The organism is Burkholderia sp. AU31652, assembly GCF_002223155.1.
Classification (GTDB): domain Bacteria; phylum Pseudomonadota; class Gammaproteobacteria; order Burkholderiales; family Burkholderiaceae; genus Burkholderia.
The window spans coordinates 979,944-995,675 of sequence record NZ_NKFG01000005.1; the positions used below are offsets into that span (position 1 = coordinate 979,944).

Genomic DNA, 15,732 nt, shown 5'->3' on the forward strand with positions numbered 1-15,732 from the left:
GCTAGCGTGTTTGCACGACGGTTGCCCGGTATGGCATGCGCAGTGACCGGTTGACGTCGAGGCAACGCAGGTCATGCGGGCAGCGGGCCGGGCATAATCGAGGCCTTCCGTCATTGAAGACAACGAATCCGGATGAACATGCTTCGACACATGGCGATCGGTCTGGCGGCAAGCGCGATGCTGTTCGCGGTCGCGTCGGACGCGCTCGCGGACGATGCGCAGCGCGCCGCTATTTGCAAGACCGCCGAGGAAACGGGCTACACGGCCGACATCCGCAATTGCCTCGGACTGAAATACGAAGCAGCCGACAAGCGCTTGAATGCGGTCTACAAGACGAAGATGGCGAGCCTGGATGCGCAGGGGCAGGCGAGACTGCGCAACGACGAGCGCCGCTGGCTCAAGGCGCGGGACGCGGCGTGTGCCGAATCGCGGCAGCCCGATGCGGGCGGCACGCTCGGGCTCGTGGAGGTCGACAGTTGCTTTGTCAACGAAACCGAGCGTCGCATCAAGGTGATCGACGCCTTTCGTTGAGGGGTCGCGCCGGCTCCAGTGCTATGCCACTCGCAGCGTCGTGCCACGCAGCGTGAGGCCGAGGCGCGACGCCACGCGTCGTGACGCGCGGTTGTCGCTGTCGGTGCTGTAGAACAGCGTGCGCGTTTGAAGCGACGGCAGCCGCGACCACGCCGCGGTCACCGCCGCCGCGAGCCCGCGCCCGCGAAATGCAGGGGCCGTCGCGAGACCGAGTTCGGCACCGGCTTCGGACAGCCGCGCGGCAAACGCGACCGACGCGACTTCTCCATCGATGACGGCCGCGCACCACGGCGCCCACAGATCGGCGGCGCTTCGAAATCCCATCGAGTACAGGCCTTCGGGCATCCCGTGCGTGGACAGCGCATGCAGCAGATGCCGGCCCGCGTCGCTGTCGCCGTCGATCAGCGCGACGCGCGCGTCGGTGTCGAAACCGAGTGCGTGCGGCAGCGGGTAGACGAGGCCGATATTCCAGTGCGGAACAGGGGCGAGCAGCGCGAGATAGCGATCGAGGTGCGCGGGCTGCATGTGGTCCGCCAACGGCGGTTCGCCGCTGGCCAGGTGCGCGAGTTCGTCTGCAACAGCAGTGGGCACGTCGGCGCGTATGCCTGCCAGATTGCCGTCCGCGCTTCGGCCGAGCCAGAAGCGCGGCCCGGGCGAGCAGTCGGGATCGTTCTCGCGTTCGATCCGGCGATCCGGATGCAGGCGGAACAGCGTGCGGTAGTCGGTATCCAGCCAGTCGTGTGCGTCAGGCATGTGTCGGGTAGTGGGCTCCGGTCGGGTGGTGCGTGCCGCGCGAGGAAGGCCAGGACGGCGCCGCGCGCCGGGTCATGCGGCACTGTGGGGCGATTGTAAGCCGTTCGACGGTCGCGCGCCGATGCAACGTCGCGCTGCCCGCCTGGGCCGGGCGGGTGCGGCGTGACGGCTCGCCCGGCCGACGCCCGCCGATCCCGCAGGCGTTTCAGTTTCGAAACGTTCGCGCTGCTTGCCGGTGCGCGATGCGCGTCGATGGCCCCGTTTTGACCCGCGCGGCCTTGCGGCGTGAAGCATGGTGCGCTCCTTGCATATCTGTGCAGGCCGTGAGCGCGGTCGCGGACGCAGTCGGTCCGGCGATCGCTTCAGTGGGTCGGACGTATCGGAGACGGGGACAAGAGAATGAAAACAGACCGAATCGCAACGTGTCGTGTTGCAAACATGAATCGCCGACCTGCCGGGCCATTCGCTTCGCCGTTTATCGAGGCGACGTGAGCGCGCGGCTTTCCGTTCCATCCGAGCAATCGGGTTTGTTCTGAACGACGACGTGCAGGCATGACGCACGAGGCCGACTGGTGCCAGTCGGCCGTCGGGGATGAACCGTGAATGCCTGCGGATGGCCCGGCCCGGATCCCGGATCGTCAATCTGCCGCGCGCAACGCAAGTCGTCGTGCGGCGTAGGCGTGTGCGTGCCGTGCATTGCGGCGGCGCGACGGGGCCGAACCGGAACGCACCGGAAAGCCAGCAGCGCATCGATGCATTCGGCATCGCGGAACACATGGAGTCCAGGGGAAGCGTTCACCCGCCGCAGCAGGGCGGACGCCGCGAAATTGTGCTGTCAGTTGATCCACTACCCCGATGGATCAATTGTTGAAGCGCCCATCGCCGAGTGGCGGATGGGCGTCTTTTTTTGTGCGCCGATGTGCGACGCGGGCCATCGGCCCGATCGCGCGGCGTTCTGTATCATGTGCTGGCGTGTCTGGCCGCCCGTGCGGGCGCACGGCTTGCCGACCCGCCCGATCACGCGTTGCCAACATGAACGACACAGCTCAGAACGATCCCTCAACCGCCGACGTCGATCCGGCCGCACTCGATGCGCTGCACACGTTCGTCGAGCGACATCCGCGCCTGCTGGTGCTGACCGGCGCGGGCATCAGCACCGATTCCGGCATTCCCGGCTATCGCGACCGCAACGGCCAATGGATGCGCTCGCCGCCGATCCAGCTCCACGAATTCCTCGGCTCCGATGCCGCGCGGCGGCGCTATTGGGCGCGCAGCATGATCGGCTGGCCCGTCGTCGGCCGCGCGCGGCCGAACGGGTCGCACGTGGCACTGGCGCGGCTCGGCAGCGCGGGACGGATCGAGCGTCTTGTCACGCAGAACGTCGACGGCCTGCACCAGCGCGCGGGCAGCGGCGACGTGATTGAACTGCATGGCGGCATCGACGGCGTCACGTGCCTCGGCTGCGGCGCGCATCATGCGCGCGCGACGATCCAGGTCATGCTCGAGGCCGACAATCCCGAACTGCTGGGCGCGCAGGCCGAGCCGGCCGCGGATGGCGACGCGCACCTCGAATGGGCCGCGCTCGACACGTTCCGCATTCCGGCGTGCCCCGCGTGCGGCGGGCTGCTGAAGCCGGCGGTCGTGTTCTTCGGCGAAAACGTGCCGCGCGAGCGCGTGGCACTCGCGTCGCAGGCGCTCGAGGCGGCCGATGCGCTGCTGGTCGTCGGCTCGTCGCTGATGGTGTATTCCGGCTACCGCTTTTGCGTGTGGGCGCAGGCACAGAACAAGCCGGTCGCCGCGCTCAATCTCGGCCACACGCGCGCCGATCCGATGCTGACGCTGAAGGTCGAGGCGCGCTGCGCACCCGCGCTCGACGCGCTGACTGCGCGGCTGGGCCTCGCGAACCACGCACGGGAGCACGCATCGTGACCGATCCGACCGCTTCGCCCGATCCGTCCGCGCGGCTGTCGGCGCCGGCGGCCGAACGCAATCGCGGGCCGATCCTCGACGTCTTGCGCCGCGTGCTGCCGGCGAGCGGCCGCGTGCTCGAAATCGCGAGCGGCACGGGGCAGCACGCGGTCCACTTCGCGCAGGCGCTGCCGGGCCTGCACTGGCAGCCGAGCGATCCCGATGCGCAGGCGCGGCGCTCGATCGCCGCGTGGGTTGCCCATGCCGGCCTCGCCAACGTTGCCGGGCCGCTCGCGTTCGACGTGCGCGACGCGTCGTGGCCGGTCGACACGCTCGATGCCATCGTCTGCATCAACATGATTCACATCTCGCCGTGGGCCTGCACCGACGCGCTGTTCGCGGGTGCGTCGCGCCTGCTGCGGCCGGGCGGCGTGCTGTTCCTGTACGGGCCGTATCGCCGCGAGGGCCGGCATACGGCGCCGTCGAACGAAGCGTTCGACCTGCAGCTGCGCGGCCGCGACCCGTCGTGGGGCGTGCGCGATCTCGAGACCGTCGTCGCGCTCGGCCTCGATCGCGGGCTCGACTGCATCGAGGTGGTCGAGATGCCGGCGAACAACCTGAGCGTCGTGTTTCGGCGGCTGCCGTACACGGAGCAATGACAGGCAAGCGCGCATCGCCGCCGGGTTTCCACTATCCTTTCGCCTGTGCGCGCGACCCGGCTCGGGTCGCGCCCCGTTTTTTCCGGAGAATTGACTAATGGGCAAACAAGCAATCGGTGTGATCGGGCTCGCGGTGATGGGCCGCAATCTCGCACTCAATATCGAGAGCCGCGGTTACGCGGTGTCGGTGTACAACCGCAGCCGCGAGAAAACCGACGAACTGATCGCCGAATTCCCCGGCCGCAATCTGGTGCCGACCTATACGCTCGAGGAGTTCGTCGCGTCGCTCGAAACGCCGCGCCGGATCCTGATGATGGTGAAGGCCGGCGAGGCGACCGATGCGACGATCGCGTCGCTCAAGCCGCTGCTCGAGAAGGGCGACGTGCTGATCGACGGCGGCAATACGCACTTCACCGACACGATCCGCCGCAACCAGGAGCTCGCGCAATCGGGCCTGCACTTCATCGGCACGGGCGTGTCGGGGGGCGAAGAGGGCGCGCTGCGCGGCCCGTCGATCATGCCCGGCGGCCAGCGTGACGCATACGACCTCGTCGAGCCGATCCTCAAGCAGATCGCCGCCAAGGCGCCGTCGGACGGCGAGCCGTGCGTCGCGTACATGGGCCCGGACGGTGCGGGCCATTACGTAAAGATGGTCCACAACGGCATCGAATACGGCGACATGCAGTTGATCGCCGAAAGCTATGCGGTGCTGAAGGACGTCGCGGGCCTGACCAACGACGAACTCGGCGCGGTGTACACCGAGTGGAACCAGGGCGAGCTCGACAGCTACCTGATGGAGATCACGTCGAAGATCTTCAGCAAGAAGGACGAGGAAACCGGCAAGCACCTGGTCGACGTGATCCTCGATCGCGCCGCGCAGAAGGGCACCGGCAAGTGGACGAGCCAGAATGCGCTGGATCTCGGCGTGCCGCTGCCGCTGATCACCGAATCGGTGTTCGCGCGCGTGCTGTCGTCGCTGAAGACCGAGCGCGTCGCGGCCAGCAAGGTCCTGTCGGGCCCGGCCGCCGCGCCGTTCGAAGGCGATCGCGCCGCGTTCGTCGAAGCGGTGCGCCGCGCGCTGTACCTGAGCAAGGTGATCTCGTACGCGCAGGGCTTCGCGCAACTGCGCACGGCGTCGGAAGAGTACGGCTGGAACCTCGATCTCGGGACGATCGCGAAGATCTTCCGTGCAGGCTGCATCATCCGCGCGCGCTTCCTGCAGAAGATCACGGACGCGTACGCGAAGGATTCGGCGCTCGCGAACCTGCTGCTCGACCCGTACTTCAAGGACATCGCCGCGAATTACCAGGCATCGCTGCGAGACGTCGTGGTCGCCGCGGTGAAGGCCGGCGTGCCGGTACCGGCGTTCGCGTCGGCGGTCGCGTATTTCGACAGCTACCGCTCCGAGCGGCTGCCGGCGAACCTCGTGCAGGCGCAGCGAGATTTCTTCGGCGCGCACACGTTCGAGCGTACCGACAAGCCGGGCAGCTTCCACGCGAACTGGTCGTAACCGGCTGGCGAGGGCGGCATTGTTGCGAAAATCTATTCTATCGATAGGGTTTTTCGATACCGGATGCCGGGATTGTTGGTTCCTGGGAAATAGTGTTTTCGTCGTTTCATGGTTTTCCCTAGGTGTTGCCGGGACTAAACTCTGTTCCATCGCTGCAGACATGGTGTGTGCGGCGGAGCAAAAAAATCCCGGAGGTAATCATGAAATCGCTGATCGCAACGTTCGCCGCAGCTGCCGTCCTCGCCGTTCCCGCCGTCTCGTTCGCCCAACAGAACGCGCCCGTCACCCGTGCACAAGTGAAGGCCGACCTGGTCGCCGTGCAACAGGCCGGCTACAAGCTGGGCAGCGACCGTACGAACTACCCGGAAGGCATCCAGGCTGCTGAAGCCCGTCTGAACCCGCAACAGAACGTCGCCGCTGCCGACACGACCGGCTACGGCGCGCAACCGGCTGCCGCGCAGGAATCCGGCGCGCCGGCCAAGGCCAAGACCGGCTGGCAAGTCAAGCGTATCGCTGACGACGCCCCGATCTACAAGGGTCGTTAATGGTGCGGCCGCCTCGGCGGCCTGATCCGACCCTGGAAGCACAAACAGCCCGTCGTTCCGTCATGCGGAACGGCGGGCTGTTTTCATTGGCGGCGCGCCTATCGCGCCAGCCGCTAGTTCAGTTCAGTGCAGCGCGTGCCGGCGGTGCCCGATATCCCGGACCAGCACTTCGGCCGGTTCCAGCACCTGCAGCCACGTTTCGTCGTAGCCGCTCAACGTGTCGAGCGCATCGCGCAGTCGCTCGATCGCGAGGATCGGCAGCTCGACGCTGTGGCGCGGGGCGCCGGTCATATGCGCGACGCTCGCCAGCTGGACGAGCGCATCGGCCGCCTCGGCGACGTCGGTCGCGAACAGCAGGTGCCGGTTGAGCAATTCGACCAGGCCGCTGGAACCGGAGAAGTCGTCGGCGTTGAGCTGCACGGAAAGAAACGTCGCGTTGTTCATTGTCATGCTCCTCGTTGTCGTTGGATCGCGCAGTGCATCACCGAGTATAGGTGGCGAACGACGGGGAGAATGTGACGGGATCGAGACTGCCCGCAAGGGCGGCGCGGCGAGCGGAAGCGCCGCCACAGCCCGCCCGACGGCCCGCGCGGCGCGGCTTGCAGGCCACCGGCACGCCGGTGCGACGCCGCAAGATTGTTGCCGGATCAGGCACCTGACGCGGCCTTGACCGCCACAAATGGTATCTTTGCCGGTCGGGACGACGCGAAAAAGGGGCCGGTGAGCCCATTCGCACCCACGTCCCGCTGTGGAAACTGACGGCCGCGAGCGCGGTCGGATACTGGTTGATCCGGCCGTTCGGCCGGACATCGTGCGTCGCGCGCCGGGGGGCGGTGGGCGGCGCAACGACGCAAATCCGGGAGGACCCTTGAGAGAAACTATTCCCATCCACGATGCGCTGACGCGCTGGCTGCCGCAGGCGGCGCTCGTTGCCGCAGCCATCGCGCTGACGGGCTGCACGATGACGCCGTGGACCGACAGCTGGCAGCCGGCGCGCCAGCCGGCACCCACGTCGGCCGCGACGCCGGGCGTGATCGCCGGCTATTACCGCGTGAATCCGGGCGATACGCTCGCGGGCGTCGCGAACGCCTATGGGCAGCGCGTCCAGGACGTGGCCAGCTGGAACCACATGGCGCCGACCGATGCCGTGTATCCCGGCCAGGTGCTGCGCGTCGCGCCGCCGCCTGCCGCGACGTCGCTCGGGCAGCCGCCCGCGGCGGCCGCGCAGCCGGGCTCGCTCGCCTGGCCGGCCACCGGTGTCGTGGCGACGCCGTTCTCGGCCGGCAAGACGCGCGGCCTCGTGATCGCTGCGTCCGGGCCCGACCATTCGGTGCGGGCCGCGGCGGCCGGGCGCGTGGTATACGCCGGGTCCGGCGTCAAGGCCTACGGGCCGCTCGTGATCCTGAAGCATGAGAACGGGCTCATCACGGCCTACGGACACAACGGCAAGCTGCTCGTCAACGAAGGCGACGCGGTGCGCCAGGGCCAGCCGGTCGCCGAAATGGGCACCGACGCGAGCGGCCGTTCGACGTTCGAGTTCGAAGTCCGCCAGAACGGCAAGGTCGTCGACCCGATGAACTTCCTGCCGCGCAACGGCGGCTGATCGCCCGCTTCATCCCGTGTGCGCCGGGCGGCGCACACGCTCCCGCCTTCATCCTTTCCTGAGCGTCACCGCACCGGACGGTCTCGCGTGATTGCCGAGCCAGCGAATACCCATTGCGAGCGCCACCGCGCCCAGCGCGATCAGCGAACACTGGATCGCGACCGGCAGGTAGCCGTGCGGCCGCGGATCGACGAACGGATAGGGATACCAGTTCTCGAATGAGCCGCGCACGAGCGTATAGCTGAGATAGACGATCGGGAAGCCGAGCCACGCGAACGCGCTGCGCCGCGGGATCGGCAGGCGCGGCTCCACATACAGCCAGTCGCACAGCACGACGAGCGGCACGATCCGGTGCAGCACCCAGTTGTTGAACGCCGGCGTGACGTGGTGCAGCGCATCGAGCCGCGCGAGCAGGAGTTCGTAGACGATTGCGGTGATCAATACATACAGCACCGCGGCGCCGCGCATCGATTCGTAGCGGGCCGAGCCGGGGCGCGCGATGCGCCAGAGCCCGACGGCGAGCATCGCGGCCGCGTAGAGGCTGCTCAGTTGCGTGAAGTAGCTGAGGTAGTTGCCGAGATGAAAGCCCGGCAGGTGCCAGTAGTCGGCGACGCTGTGCAGCGTGGTGGATACCGCGAGCAACGCGGCGGTCAGCCGATAGGCCGCAACGAAGAACGCCTTGCTCATGATGCCCGCGCGCCGTCGCACCAAAGCTTCATCGTGCCACAGCCGTTCTGGCGCGCGATGCGGACTTTCCATATGGTGCGCTGCGCTGCGCGGCTTGCGTGGACGATTCGTCGGATATTTGCGCGCGTCGTGCAAAACCGGACGCCCGTGCGGCTACAATCGGGGCAGTTTTGCCGGGCGCCGGCCGGTGGCTGCATGCGCCCATCCCCGCATACAACACGAGACGAAGCATGAGAAACATCCTCGCGAAACAGACGCGCTACAGCTCGCCCGCGATCTTCTTCCACTGGGCCGTCTTCCTGCTGGTGGCGCTGGCCTATCTGGCCATCGAGATCCGCGGGCCGAAAGGCAGCGACAGCCGGGTGTTCTGGATGAACGTGCATCTCACCGCGGGCACGCTCGTGCTCGTGCTGTCGGTGCTGCGCGTGCTGTGGCGAGCCGTCAGCCGGGTGCCGCAGGCCATTCCGCAAGCGGCGCTGCTGCGCTGGCTGTCGAAGCTCGCGCATGTCGCGCTCTACGTGTTCATCATCGCGCAGCCGCTGCTCGGCATCATGATGATCAACCTGGGCGGCAAGCCGGTGTCGCTCGACTGGCTCGGCATCTCGTTCACGCTGTTCGGCCCCGACAAGGCGCTGCGGCCGACGATCAAGGAAGCGCACGAGCTGATCGGCAACGCGTTCTACTTCGTGATCGGCCTGCACGCGCTGGCCGCGCTTTACCATCATTTCATCCGGCGCGACGACGTGCTGCGGCGCATGGCGCCCTGAACGCCACGTTCCGCAAGCATGCAGCAGGCGGGGGCGCTTGGTTGTGTTGACAACCATGCGCCCCCGGTTCGTTTACCGCCATCCGCGCTGGCCATCGCGCTGAACATTCTGTAACATCTCGGCTGTTTTTACATTCCGCTTACTCGTTGCCGAGCATGCTGCACCGACATCGTCACCTGACCGCCTGGCTTGGCGTGCTCGCGATCTGGTTCGCGATCGCGGCGCCGCTGGTGTCGCAGTGGCGCGTCGCGCAGGCAGCCACGCCCGACGCAATCGTCTGCAGTACGGAGCATGGCGCGCACCCGTCGCCCGATGCGGGCCGCATGCACGATCATGCGCTGCATCTCGATGCGTGCGGCTACTGCGGTTTCTTCGCGCACAGCCCCGCGATCGGCGCGCCAGCCGCCGCGGCTCTCGCTTCCGTTCCCGTCGTTTCCGTTTCCGCCGTCGCGTCGCCTGCCGTCGCGGCGTGCGCCGGCCGCTATCCGCGCGCGTACCCGCGCGCCCCGCCCGAGCGCGCCTGACGCGCTGTTTCCGTTCCATTCATCGCCGATATCCGTGCGGCCCGTCGAGGCCGCGTGGAGGGCGTCACTCGGGCTTTCGATCATGACCATTTTCCAGTTGCGTGCGCCGCGGGCGTCACGCAATGCCGGTGCGCGGCGCATGCCGCGCGTGCTAAAACTCACCGTTCCCGCGCTCGCCGTCGGCGCATTGGCCGCGAGCGCCGCGGCCGCCGAAACGGCGCGCGCATCCGGCGCGCCGACCGGCGAGACGGCCGCGCCGCTGCCGGCCATCGAAGTCGTCGCATCGCCGCTGTCGACGCCGCTCGTCGTCGTCACCAATCCGAAGACTCCGCGTCAGCCGCTGCCCGCCAGCGACGGCGCGGATTACCTGAAAACGATCCCCGGTTTCACGTCGATCCGCAGCGGCGGCACCAACGGCGACCTCGTGCTGCGCGGGATGTTCGGCTCGCGGCTGAACATCCTGGCGAACGGGATGTCGACGCTCGGCGCATGTCCGGGCCGGATGGACGCGCCGACGTCGTATATCGCGCCGGAAAGCTATGACAAGGTCACCGTCGTGAAGGGGCCGCAGACGGTGCTGTACGGCCCCGGCGCATCGGCCGGCACCGTGATGTTCGAGCGCGTGACGCCGCGCTTCGACAAGCCCGGCATGCGCTTCGACGGCAGTCTGGTCGGTGGGTCGTTCGGCCGCAACGACCAGAACATCGACGTGACGGCCGGCACGCCGGACGTCTATGGCCGCGTGACCGCGAACCACGCGCATTCGCAGGACTACGAGGACGGTAACGGCAACACCGTGCCGTCGCAGTGGGACAAGTGGAACGCCGATGCGGCGCTCGGCTGGACGCCGGACGACCATACACGCGTCGAGCTGACCGCCGGCACCGGCGACGGCTATGCGCGCTACGCGGGGCGCGGGATGGACGGCGCGCATTTCCGCCGCGAGACGTTCGGCCTGTCGTTCGACAAGCAGCATCTCGGCGACGTGCTCGACCGGATCGAAGCGCGCGTGTACTACAACGAAGCCGATCACGTGATGGACAACTATTCGTTGCGGCAACCGGACCCGACCAGCAGCATGCCGATGCGGATGGCGTCGGAAGTGCGGCGGCGCACGTTCGGTGCGCGCGCGGCCGCGACGTTCCGTCTTGCCGACGACTTCAAGCTCGTGACGGGCGTCGATGCACAATCGAACCGGCTCGACTCGCGCTCGGCGATGGGGCGGCAGAACTACGGCGACAAGCCGTGGGATGCGCAGGCGACGATGTGGAACGCAGGCGTGTTCGGCGAGCTGACGTGGTATGCGAGCGACGTGTCGCGCGTGATCGGCGGCGCGCGCGTCGACTATGCGAGCGCACGCGACAAGCGCGCGACGACGAGCGGCATGATGAAGCGCATGCCGAACCCGACCTTCGACGACGATCGCACGCGCGTGCTGCCGAGCGGTTTCGTCCGCTATGAGCGCGATCTCGCGTCGCTGCCCGTCACGTGGTACGCGGGCGTCGGCCATACGGAGCGCTATCCCGACTACTGGGAGCTGTTTTCCGCGAAGCGCGGGCCGGCCGGTTCGATCAACGCATTCTCGGCGGTGCAGCCGGAGAAGACCACGCAGCTCGACATCGGCGCGCAATACAAGAGCGACCGGCTCGATGCGTGGGTGTCGGCGTATGCGGGTTATGTTCAGGACTTCATCCTGTTCAACTACGCAGCCGGCATGATGGGCCCGACCACGCAGGCAACCAATGTCAACGCGCAGATCATGGGTGGCGAAGCGGGCGTGTCGTGGAAACCGGTTTCGCCGCTGCGCGTCGAGACGTCGCTCGCGTATGCGTGGGGGCGCAACGTCGCAACCGGCGATCCGTTGCCGCAGATGCCGCCGCTCGAGGCGCGCATCGGGCTCGAATACACGCGGGGTGCGTGGTCGGCAGGGGGGCTGTGGCGCATCGTTGCGCCGCAACATCGCTATGCCCTGAACGAGGGCAACGTGGTCGGCAAGGACTTCGGCCCGAGCGCCGGATTCGGTGTGCTCTCGCTGCATACGCAATACAACGTCAGCAAGACCGTGCAGATCTCGGTCGGCGTCGACAACGTACTGAACAAGGCCTACACCGAGCACCTGAACCTCGCCGGCAACGCGGGCTTCGGCTATCCGGCGAACTCGCCGGTGATGGAGCCGGGCCGGACCGCGTGGGTGCGCGTGAGTGCGAAGCTGTAACGCATCGCGCGTGTGCGTTGCAGCATGCGCACGCATGAACGCGGCCCCGCCCGAACGGGCGGGGCGCGTCAACCGATTAGAGAACCGTGTCTAGTCAGGGCGCAAACGTTCGCGACTCGTGATTCACTCCCGCATTCGACGCACACGGTGGTCGCGATGTTGGCGACGCATAGTGCGTGTCGATCCGGCTTCATTCGCACCGGCAGCACAATAATCAGGAGAACATGCATGGCCAATACGATGCGTTCCAGGGTGGTGGCAGGGGCAGTGGCATGCGCGATGAGCATCGCGCCGTTCGCGGGGACGACTGCGGCAATGACGCTCGCGACGACGCACGCGGCGATGGCGGCGACCGCGCCCGCCGATAGCTACGCGGCGACGCGTTATCCGATCATCCTCGTGCATGGGTTGACCGGTACCGACAAGTACGCCGGCGTGCTCGATTATTGGTACGGCATCCAGGCAGACCTGCAGCAGAACGGTGCGACCGTCTACGTCGCGAACCTGTCGGGTTTCCAGAGCGATGACGGCCCGAACGGGCGCGGCGAACAGTTGCTCGCTTACGTGAAGACGGTGCTCGCGGCGACGGGCGCGACCAAGGTCAATCTCGTCGGCCACAGCCAGGGCGGCCTCTCGTCGCGCTATGTCGCGGCCGTCGCGCCCGATCTCGTCGCGTCGGTGACGACGATCGGCACGCCGCATCGCGGCTCCGAGTTCGCCGACTTCGTGCAGAACGTGCTTGCATACGATCCGACCGGACTTTCGTCATCGGTGATCGCCGCGTTCGTCAATGTGTTCGGCATCCTGACGAGCAGCACCCACAACACGAACCAGGACGCGCTCGCCGCACTGCAGACGCTGACGACCGCACGCGCTGCCACGTACAACCAGAACTACCCGAGTGCGGGCCTGGGTGCGCCGGGCAGTTGCCAGACCGGTGCGCCGACCGAAACCGTCGGCGGCAACACGCACCTGCTGTACTCGTGGGCCGGCACGGCGATCCAGCCGACGCTCTCCGTGTTGGGTGTCACGGGCGCCACGGACACGAGCACCCTTCCGGTCGTCGATCCGGCGAACGCACTCGATCTGTCGACGCTCGCGCTGCTCGGCACGGGCACGGTGATGATCAACCGCGGCTCCGGGCAGAACGACGGGGTCGTGTCGAAGTGCAGTGCGCTGTACGGCAAGGTGCTGAGCACGAGCTACAAGTGGAACCATCTCGACGAGATCAACCAGCTGCTCGGCGTGCGCGGCGCGTATGCGGAAGATCCGGTCGCGGTGATCCGCACGCATGCGAACCGTCTGAAGCTGGCGGGCGTGTAATCGATGACGGCACGTGAAGGACGCGCGCCGCTGGCGCGGCGCGCCGTGGTCTACGGTGTCGTGGGGCTGGCGGCGATTGCCGGTGTGGCGATGTGGAGCGGCGCGGGCTGGCATCGAGGGACTGGCGCCGGCGGCGAGTCGCCGGATGCGGGGGCGGCGGTGGGTAGCGTGGCAGCTTCGCCGCCGCAGGCCGCCGTGCCGGCAAGCGCGGGCCTGCCGCCGTCGCTCGCCGGCTCCAGCGCGCCCCGGTTGCCGCTCGATGCCGGCGGCCATCTCGCGAAGTCGCGTGCAGTGCGCGATTTCTTCGACTATTGCCTGACCGCGCAGAGCGACCTGAGTGCGACCGCGCTCGATGCGTTCGTCGTGCGGGAGATTGCCGCGCAACTCGACGGCACCGTGGCGCAGGCCGAGGCGCTCGACGTATGGCACCGCTATCGCGCGTATCTCGACGCACTCGCGAAGCTGCGCGATGCCGGCGCGGTCGACAAGTCCGACCTCGGCGCGCTGCAGCTCGCGCTCGACCAGCGTGCATCGATTGCATATCGCACGCTCGGTGACTGGAGCCAGCCGTTTTTCGGTGCGGAGCAGTGGCGGCAGCGCTACGACCTCGCGCGGCTGAAGATCACGCAGGATCGGACGCTGACGGATGCGCAGAAGGCCGAACGACTCGCGGCGCTCGAACAGCAGATGCCGGCCGACGAGCGCGCCGCGCAGCAGCGCATCGATAAGCAGCGCGCCGCGATCGACCAGATCGCGCAATTGCAGAAGAGCGGGGCGACGCCGGATGCGATGCGCGCGCAACTGACGCAGACGCTCGGCGCCGAAGCCGCCGCGCGCGTCGCGCAGCTGCAGCAGGACGACGCATCGTGGCAAAGCCGCTATACGGACTATGCGGCGCAGCGTGCGCAGATCGAGTCGGCGGGTCTGTCGCCGCAGGATCGCGACGCGCAGATCGCCGCGCTGCGGCAGCGCGTGTTCACGAAGCCCGGCGAAGCCGTGCGCGCGGCATCGCTCGATCGCGGGGCGGGCGGCGCGCGGTAAGGTGAGAAGCGCGGGCGGCGCGGCGCATGAGCGCCGCTATGCCGCGCGCGTGAGGTCCCGCGGCAGGTGTCGCTCGATGGTATTCGCGAGCGTGTCGAACGCGGGGCCGATGCCTTCGTGCGGGACGCACGCATAGCCGAGCAGCAGGCCGCGCCGCGCAGTGTCGAGGCTGCTGTAGTAGCTGGTGAGCGGGCGCACGATCACGCCCGCATCGAACGCGCTCTGCGTGACCGCGCGATCGTCGCAGGCGTCGGGCAGGCCGAGCACGAGATGCAGGCCTGCCTCGTCGCCCATCACGGGCAGCGCGTCGCCGAAGCGCGCGCGGATCGCGTCGATCATCAGTTGCCGGCGCTCGCCGTACAGCGTGCGCATTCGTCTGACGTGCGAAGTCAGGTGGCCGTCCATGATGAATTCGGCGAGCACGGCCTGCTGCATCAGCTGGCCCTCGCGGTACAGCTCCGACAGCCCGGTGCGGAACGTGTCGACCAAATGCTCGGGCACGACCATGTAGCCCATCCGCAGCCCCGGGAACAGCATCTTGCCGAGGCTGCCGACGTAGATCACGCGGCCGCCGTCGTCGAGCCCCTGCAGCGATGCGAGCGGGCGGCTGCCGTAGCGGAACTCGCTGTCGTAGTCGTCCTCGATGATCCAGCAGCGGTGCTGGCGCGCGTATTCGAGCAGCATCCGGCGTCGCGCGAGGCTCATCACCATCCCGAGCGGGTACTGATGCGACGGCGTGACGAGCACGAGCCGCGGCGGATGCTGCATGTCGCTGGCACGCGGGTCGAGCCCTTCCTGGTCGACCGGCACCGGCGTCAGCGTGAGGCCGGCCGCCTGCAATACGCTGCGCACGCCCCAGTAGCACGGCTCCTCGACCCATGCGCGATCGCCGATGTCGGACAGCAGCCGCACCGCGAGATCGATCGACTGGTGGATGCCCGTCGTGATGATCACCTGGTCCGGCGAGCATTTGACCGAGCGCGCGACGCGCAGGTAATCGGCGAGCGCCCGCCGCAATGGCCGGTAGCCGCCGCCCGGCGCATAGGTCAGCAACTCGGGATTCGCCTCCTTCCACAGCCGCGCCTGCAGGCGGCTCCACGTCCGGCTCGGGAATTCCGACACGTCCGGCACGCCCGGCATGAACGCACCCCACTGGCGCCGCGACACGCCCGCGTGCTCGATCAGTTGCCGGCCGCGCATCGACAGGCCGCCCTGCGCGTCCGGCAGCGGCGGTTCATCGGCGCTCGACGGCGGCGGTGCGGCGCCCGGCACGTGGATCGCGGCGGCGTCCGGCCGCGTGTCGGCCACATAGGTGCCGCTGCCGGTGGTCGTCAGCACGTAGCCTTCGGCCGTCAGCTGGTCGTACACGTGCAGCACGGTATTGCGCGCGATCGACAGGTCGGCCGCGAGCGTGCGCGAACTCGGCAGCTTCGTACCTGGCCCCAATTCCCCGGTCAGGATGGCCTGCTGCATCTGCTGCAGCAACTGCCGGTACATCGGCTCGGGCGAGCTGCGGTCGAGGCGGGCAGAGAGCCAGTCGGCGAGGATCACGGTATCCAAAGTGGTCCTACTAGTAATATTGAAATGGTTCCCTATTGTAGAACCGTGGGCGCCGTATAGTGGCTCGCATCTCAAAATCAATTGTCGCGAAGCAAGGGGACAGCCA

Annotated in this window: 15 protein-coding genes; 11 read left to right on the plus strand and 4 right to left on the minus strand. The window is 67.8% G+C overall.

Annotated features, from left to right (window positions below; genetic code table 11):
• The first annotated feature begins 132 nt into the window (after nucleotides 1-132).
• Nucleotides 133-531: a lysozyme inhibitor LprI family protein gene (locus CFB40_RS21970; RefSeq protein WP_089432378.1), complete on the plus strand. Its 399-nt coding sequence runs from the start codon at nucleotides 133-135 to the stop codon at nucleotides 529-531.
• Between the two features lie 21 nt (nucleotides 532-552).
• Here CFB40_RS21970 and CFB40_RS21975 read toward each other — a convergent pair whose 3' ends face one another.
• Nucleotides 553-1,284, minus strand: a complete 732-nt coding sequence (locus CFB40_RS21975) for a GNAT family N-acetyltransferase (protein WP_089432379.1) — start codon at nucleotides 1,282-1,284, stop codon at nucleotides 553-555.
• Nucleotides 1,285-2,316: 1,032 nt separating this feature from the next.
• Between CFB40_RS21975 and CFB40_RS21985 the strand changes: the two genes are divergently transcribed.
• The 4 genes from CFB40_RS21985 (at nucleotide 2,317) to CFB40_RS22000 (ending at nucleotide 5,906) form a co-directional block, all read left to right on the plus strand.
• On the plus strand, nucleotides 2,317-3,213 hold the full coding sequence (locus tag CFB40_RS21985) for an NAD-dependent protein deacetylase (protein ID WP_089432380.1): 897 nt from the start codon (nucleotides 2,317-2,319) through the stop codon (nucleotides 3,211-3,213).
• On the plus strand, nucleotides 3,210-3,851 hold the full coding sequence (locus tag CFB40_RS21990; RefSeq protein ID WP_089432381.1) for a DUF938 domain-containing protein: 642 nt from the start codon (nucleotides 3,210-3,212) through the stop codon (nucleotides 3,849-3,851). Before CFB40_RS21985 ends, CFB40_RS21990 begins: the two co-directional genes overlap by 4 nt.
• Nucleotides 3,852-3,948: 97 nt before the next feature.
• Nucleotides 3,949-5,361, plus strand: coding sequence for an NADP-dependent phosphogluconate dehydrogenase (gene gndA / locus CFB40_RS21995; protein WP_089427979.1), 1,413 nt, complete (start codon nucleotides 3,949-3,951; stop codon nucleotides 5,359-5,361).
• 200 nt (nucleotides 5,362-5,561) lie between these two features.
• Complete coding sequence (locus CFB40_RS22000; protein ID WP_043177725.1) at nucleotides 5,562-5,906, plus strand: DUF4148 domain-containing protein; 345 nt, start codon at nucleotides 5,562-5,564, stop codon at nucleotides 5,904-5,906.
• A 123-nt stretch (nucleotides 5,907-6,029) separates the two neighbouring features.
• Here the strand turns inward: CFB40_RS22000 and CFB40_RS22005 are convergent, their stop codons facing one another.
• Entirely contained in the window at nucleotides 6,030-6,350 is a 321-nt protein-coding gene (locus CFB40_RS22005; RefSeq protein ID WP_089432382.1) for a hypothetical protein, read from the minus strand.
• Between the two features lie 424 nt (nucleotides 6,351-6,774).
• Between CFB40_RS22005 and CFB40_RS22010 the strand changes: the two genes are divergently transcribed.
• Nucleotides 6,775-7,509 carry a peptidoglycan DD-metalloendopeptidase family protein gene (locus CFB40_RS22010; RefSeq protein ID WP_089427977.1) on the plus strand — a complete coding sequence of 245 codons (735 nt, stop codon included), beginning with the start codon at nucleotides 6,775-6,777 and terminating at the stop codon, nucleotides 7,507-7,509.
• A gap of 48 nt (nucleotides 7,510-7,557) precedes the next feature.
• Here CFB40_RS22010 and CFB40_RS22015 read toward each other — a convergent pair whose 3' ends face one another.
• Nucleotides 7,558-8,196 carry a Pr6Pr family membrane protein gene (locus tag CFB40_RS22015; RefSeq protein WP_089433275.1) on the minus strand — a complete coding sequence of 213 codons (639 nt, stop codon included), beginning with the start codon at nucleotides 8,194-8,196 and terminating at the stop codon, nucleotides 7,558-7,560.
• Between the two features lie 230 nt (nucleotides 8,197-8,426).
• On the opposite strand from CFB40_RS22015, the gene CFB40_RS22020 reads away from it, so the two are divergent.
• From CFB40_RS22020 to CFB40_RS22045, 5 genes are all read left to right on the plus strand, one after another.
• Nucleotides 8,427-8,963 carry a cytochrome b gene (locus CFB40_RS22020; protein WP_046549930.1) on the plus strand — a complete coding sequence of 179 codons (537 nt, stop codon included), beginning with the start codon at nucleotides 8,427-8,429 and terminating at the stop codon, nucleotides 8,961-8,963.
• A gap of 155 nt (nucleotides 8,964-9,118) precedes the next feature.
• Nucleotides 9,119-9,487: a DUF2946 domain-containing protein gene (locus tag CFB40_RS22025; protein ID WP_089432383.1), complete on the plus strand. Its 369-nt coding sequence runs from the start codon at nucleotides 9,119-9,121 to the stop codon at nucleotides 9,485-9,487.
• A gap of 82 nt (nucleotides 9,488-9,569) precedes the next feature.
• The gene (locus CFB40_RS22035) at nucleotides 9,570-11,702 is read left to right on the plus strand and encodes a TonB-dependent copper receptor (RefSeq protein WP_089432384.1); all 2,133 of its coding nucleotides are present in this window, start codon (nucleotides 9,570-9,572) and stop codon (nucleotides 11,700-11,702) included.
• Nucleotides 11,703-11,930: 228 nt separating this feature from the next.
• The gene (locus CFB40_RS22040; protein ID WP_089432385.1) at nucleotides 11,931-13,025 is read left to right on the plus strand and encodes a triacylglycerol lipase; all 1,095 of its coding nucleotides are present in this window, start codon (nucleotides 11,931-11,933) and stop codon (nucleotides 13,023-13,025) included.
• A gap of 3 nt (nucleotides 13,026-13,028) precedes the next feature.
• Entirely contained in the window at nucleotides 13,029-14,066 is a 1,038-nt protein-coding gene (locus CFB40_RS22045; protein ID WP_089427973.1) for a lipase secretion chaperone, read from the plus strand.
• Between the two features lie 36 nt (nucleotides 14,067-14,102).
• On the opposite strand, the gene pdxR is transcribed toward CFB40_RS22045, so the two are convergent.
• Nucleotides 14,103-15,626, minus strand: a complete 1,524-nt coding sequence (gene pdxR, locus CFB40_RS22050) for a MocR-like pyridoxine biosynthesis transcription factor PdxR (protein WP_089427972.1) — start codon at nucleotides 15,624-15,626, stop codon at nucleotides 14,103-14,105.
• Nucleotides 15,627-15,732: the final 106 nt, after the last annotated feature.

Coding starts and splice junctions, on each gene's coding strand:
- CFB40_RS21985 (WP_089432380.1), top strand. CDS start 2,317: ATGAACGACACAGCTCAGAACGATCCCTCAACCGCCGACGTCGATCCG.
- CFB40_RS21975 (WP_089432379.1), bottom strand. CDS start 1,284: ATGCCTGACGCACACGACTGGCTGGATACCGACTACCGCACGCTGTTC.
- CFB40_RS21970 (WP_089432378.1), top strand. CDS start 133: ATGAACATGCTTCGACACATGGCGATCGGTCTGGCGGCAAGCGCGATG.
- gndA (WP_089427979.1), top strand. CDS start 3,949: ATGGGCAAACAAGCAATCGGTGTGATCGGGCTCGCGGTGATGGGCCGC.
- CFB40_RS22015 (WP_089433275.1), bottom strand. CDS start 8,196: ATGAGCAAGGCGTTCTTCGTTGCGGCCTATCGGCTGACCGCCGCGTTG.
- CFB40_RS22045 (WP_089427973.1), top strand. CDS start 13,029: ATGACGGCACGTGAAGGACGCGCGCCGCTGGCGCGGCGCGCCGTGGTC.
- CFB40_RS22035 (WP_089432384.1), top strand. CDS start 9,570: ATGACCATTTTCCAGTTGCGTGCGCCGCGGGCGTCACGCAATGCCGGT.
- CFB40_RS22020 (WP_046549930.1), top strand. CDS start 8,427: ATGAGAAACATCCTCGCGAAACAGACGCGCTACAGCTCGCCCGCGATC.
- CFB40_RS22000 (WP_043177725.1), top strand. CDS start 5,562: ATGAAATCGCTGATCGCAACGTTCGCCGCAGCTGCCGTCCTCGCCGTT.
- CFB40_RS22040 (WP_089432385.1), top strand. CDS start 11,931: ATGGCCAATACGATGCGTTCCAGGGTGGTGGCAGGGGCAGTGGCATGC.
- CFB40_RS22025 (WP_089432383.1), top strand. CDS start 9,119: ATGCTGCACCGACATCGTCACCTGACCGCCTGGCTTGGCGTGCTCGCG.
- CFB40_RS22005 (WP_089432382.1), bottom strand. CDS start 6,350: ATGAACAACGCGACGTTTCTTTCCGTGCAGCTCAACGCCGACGACTTC.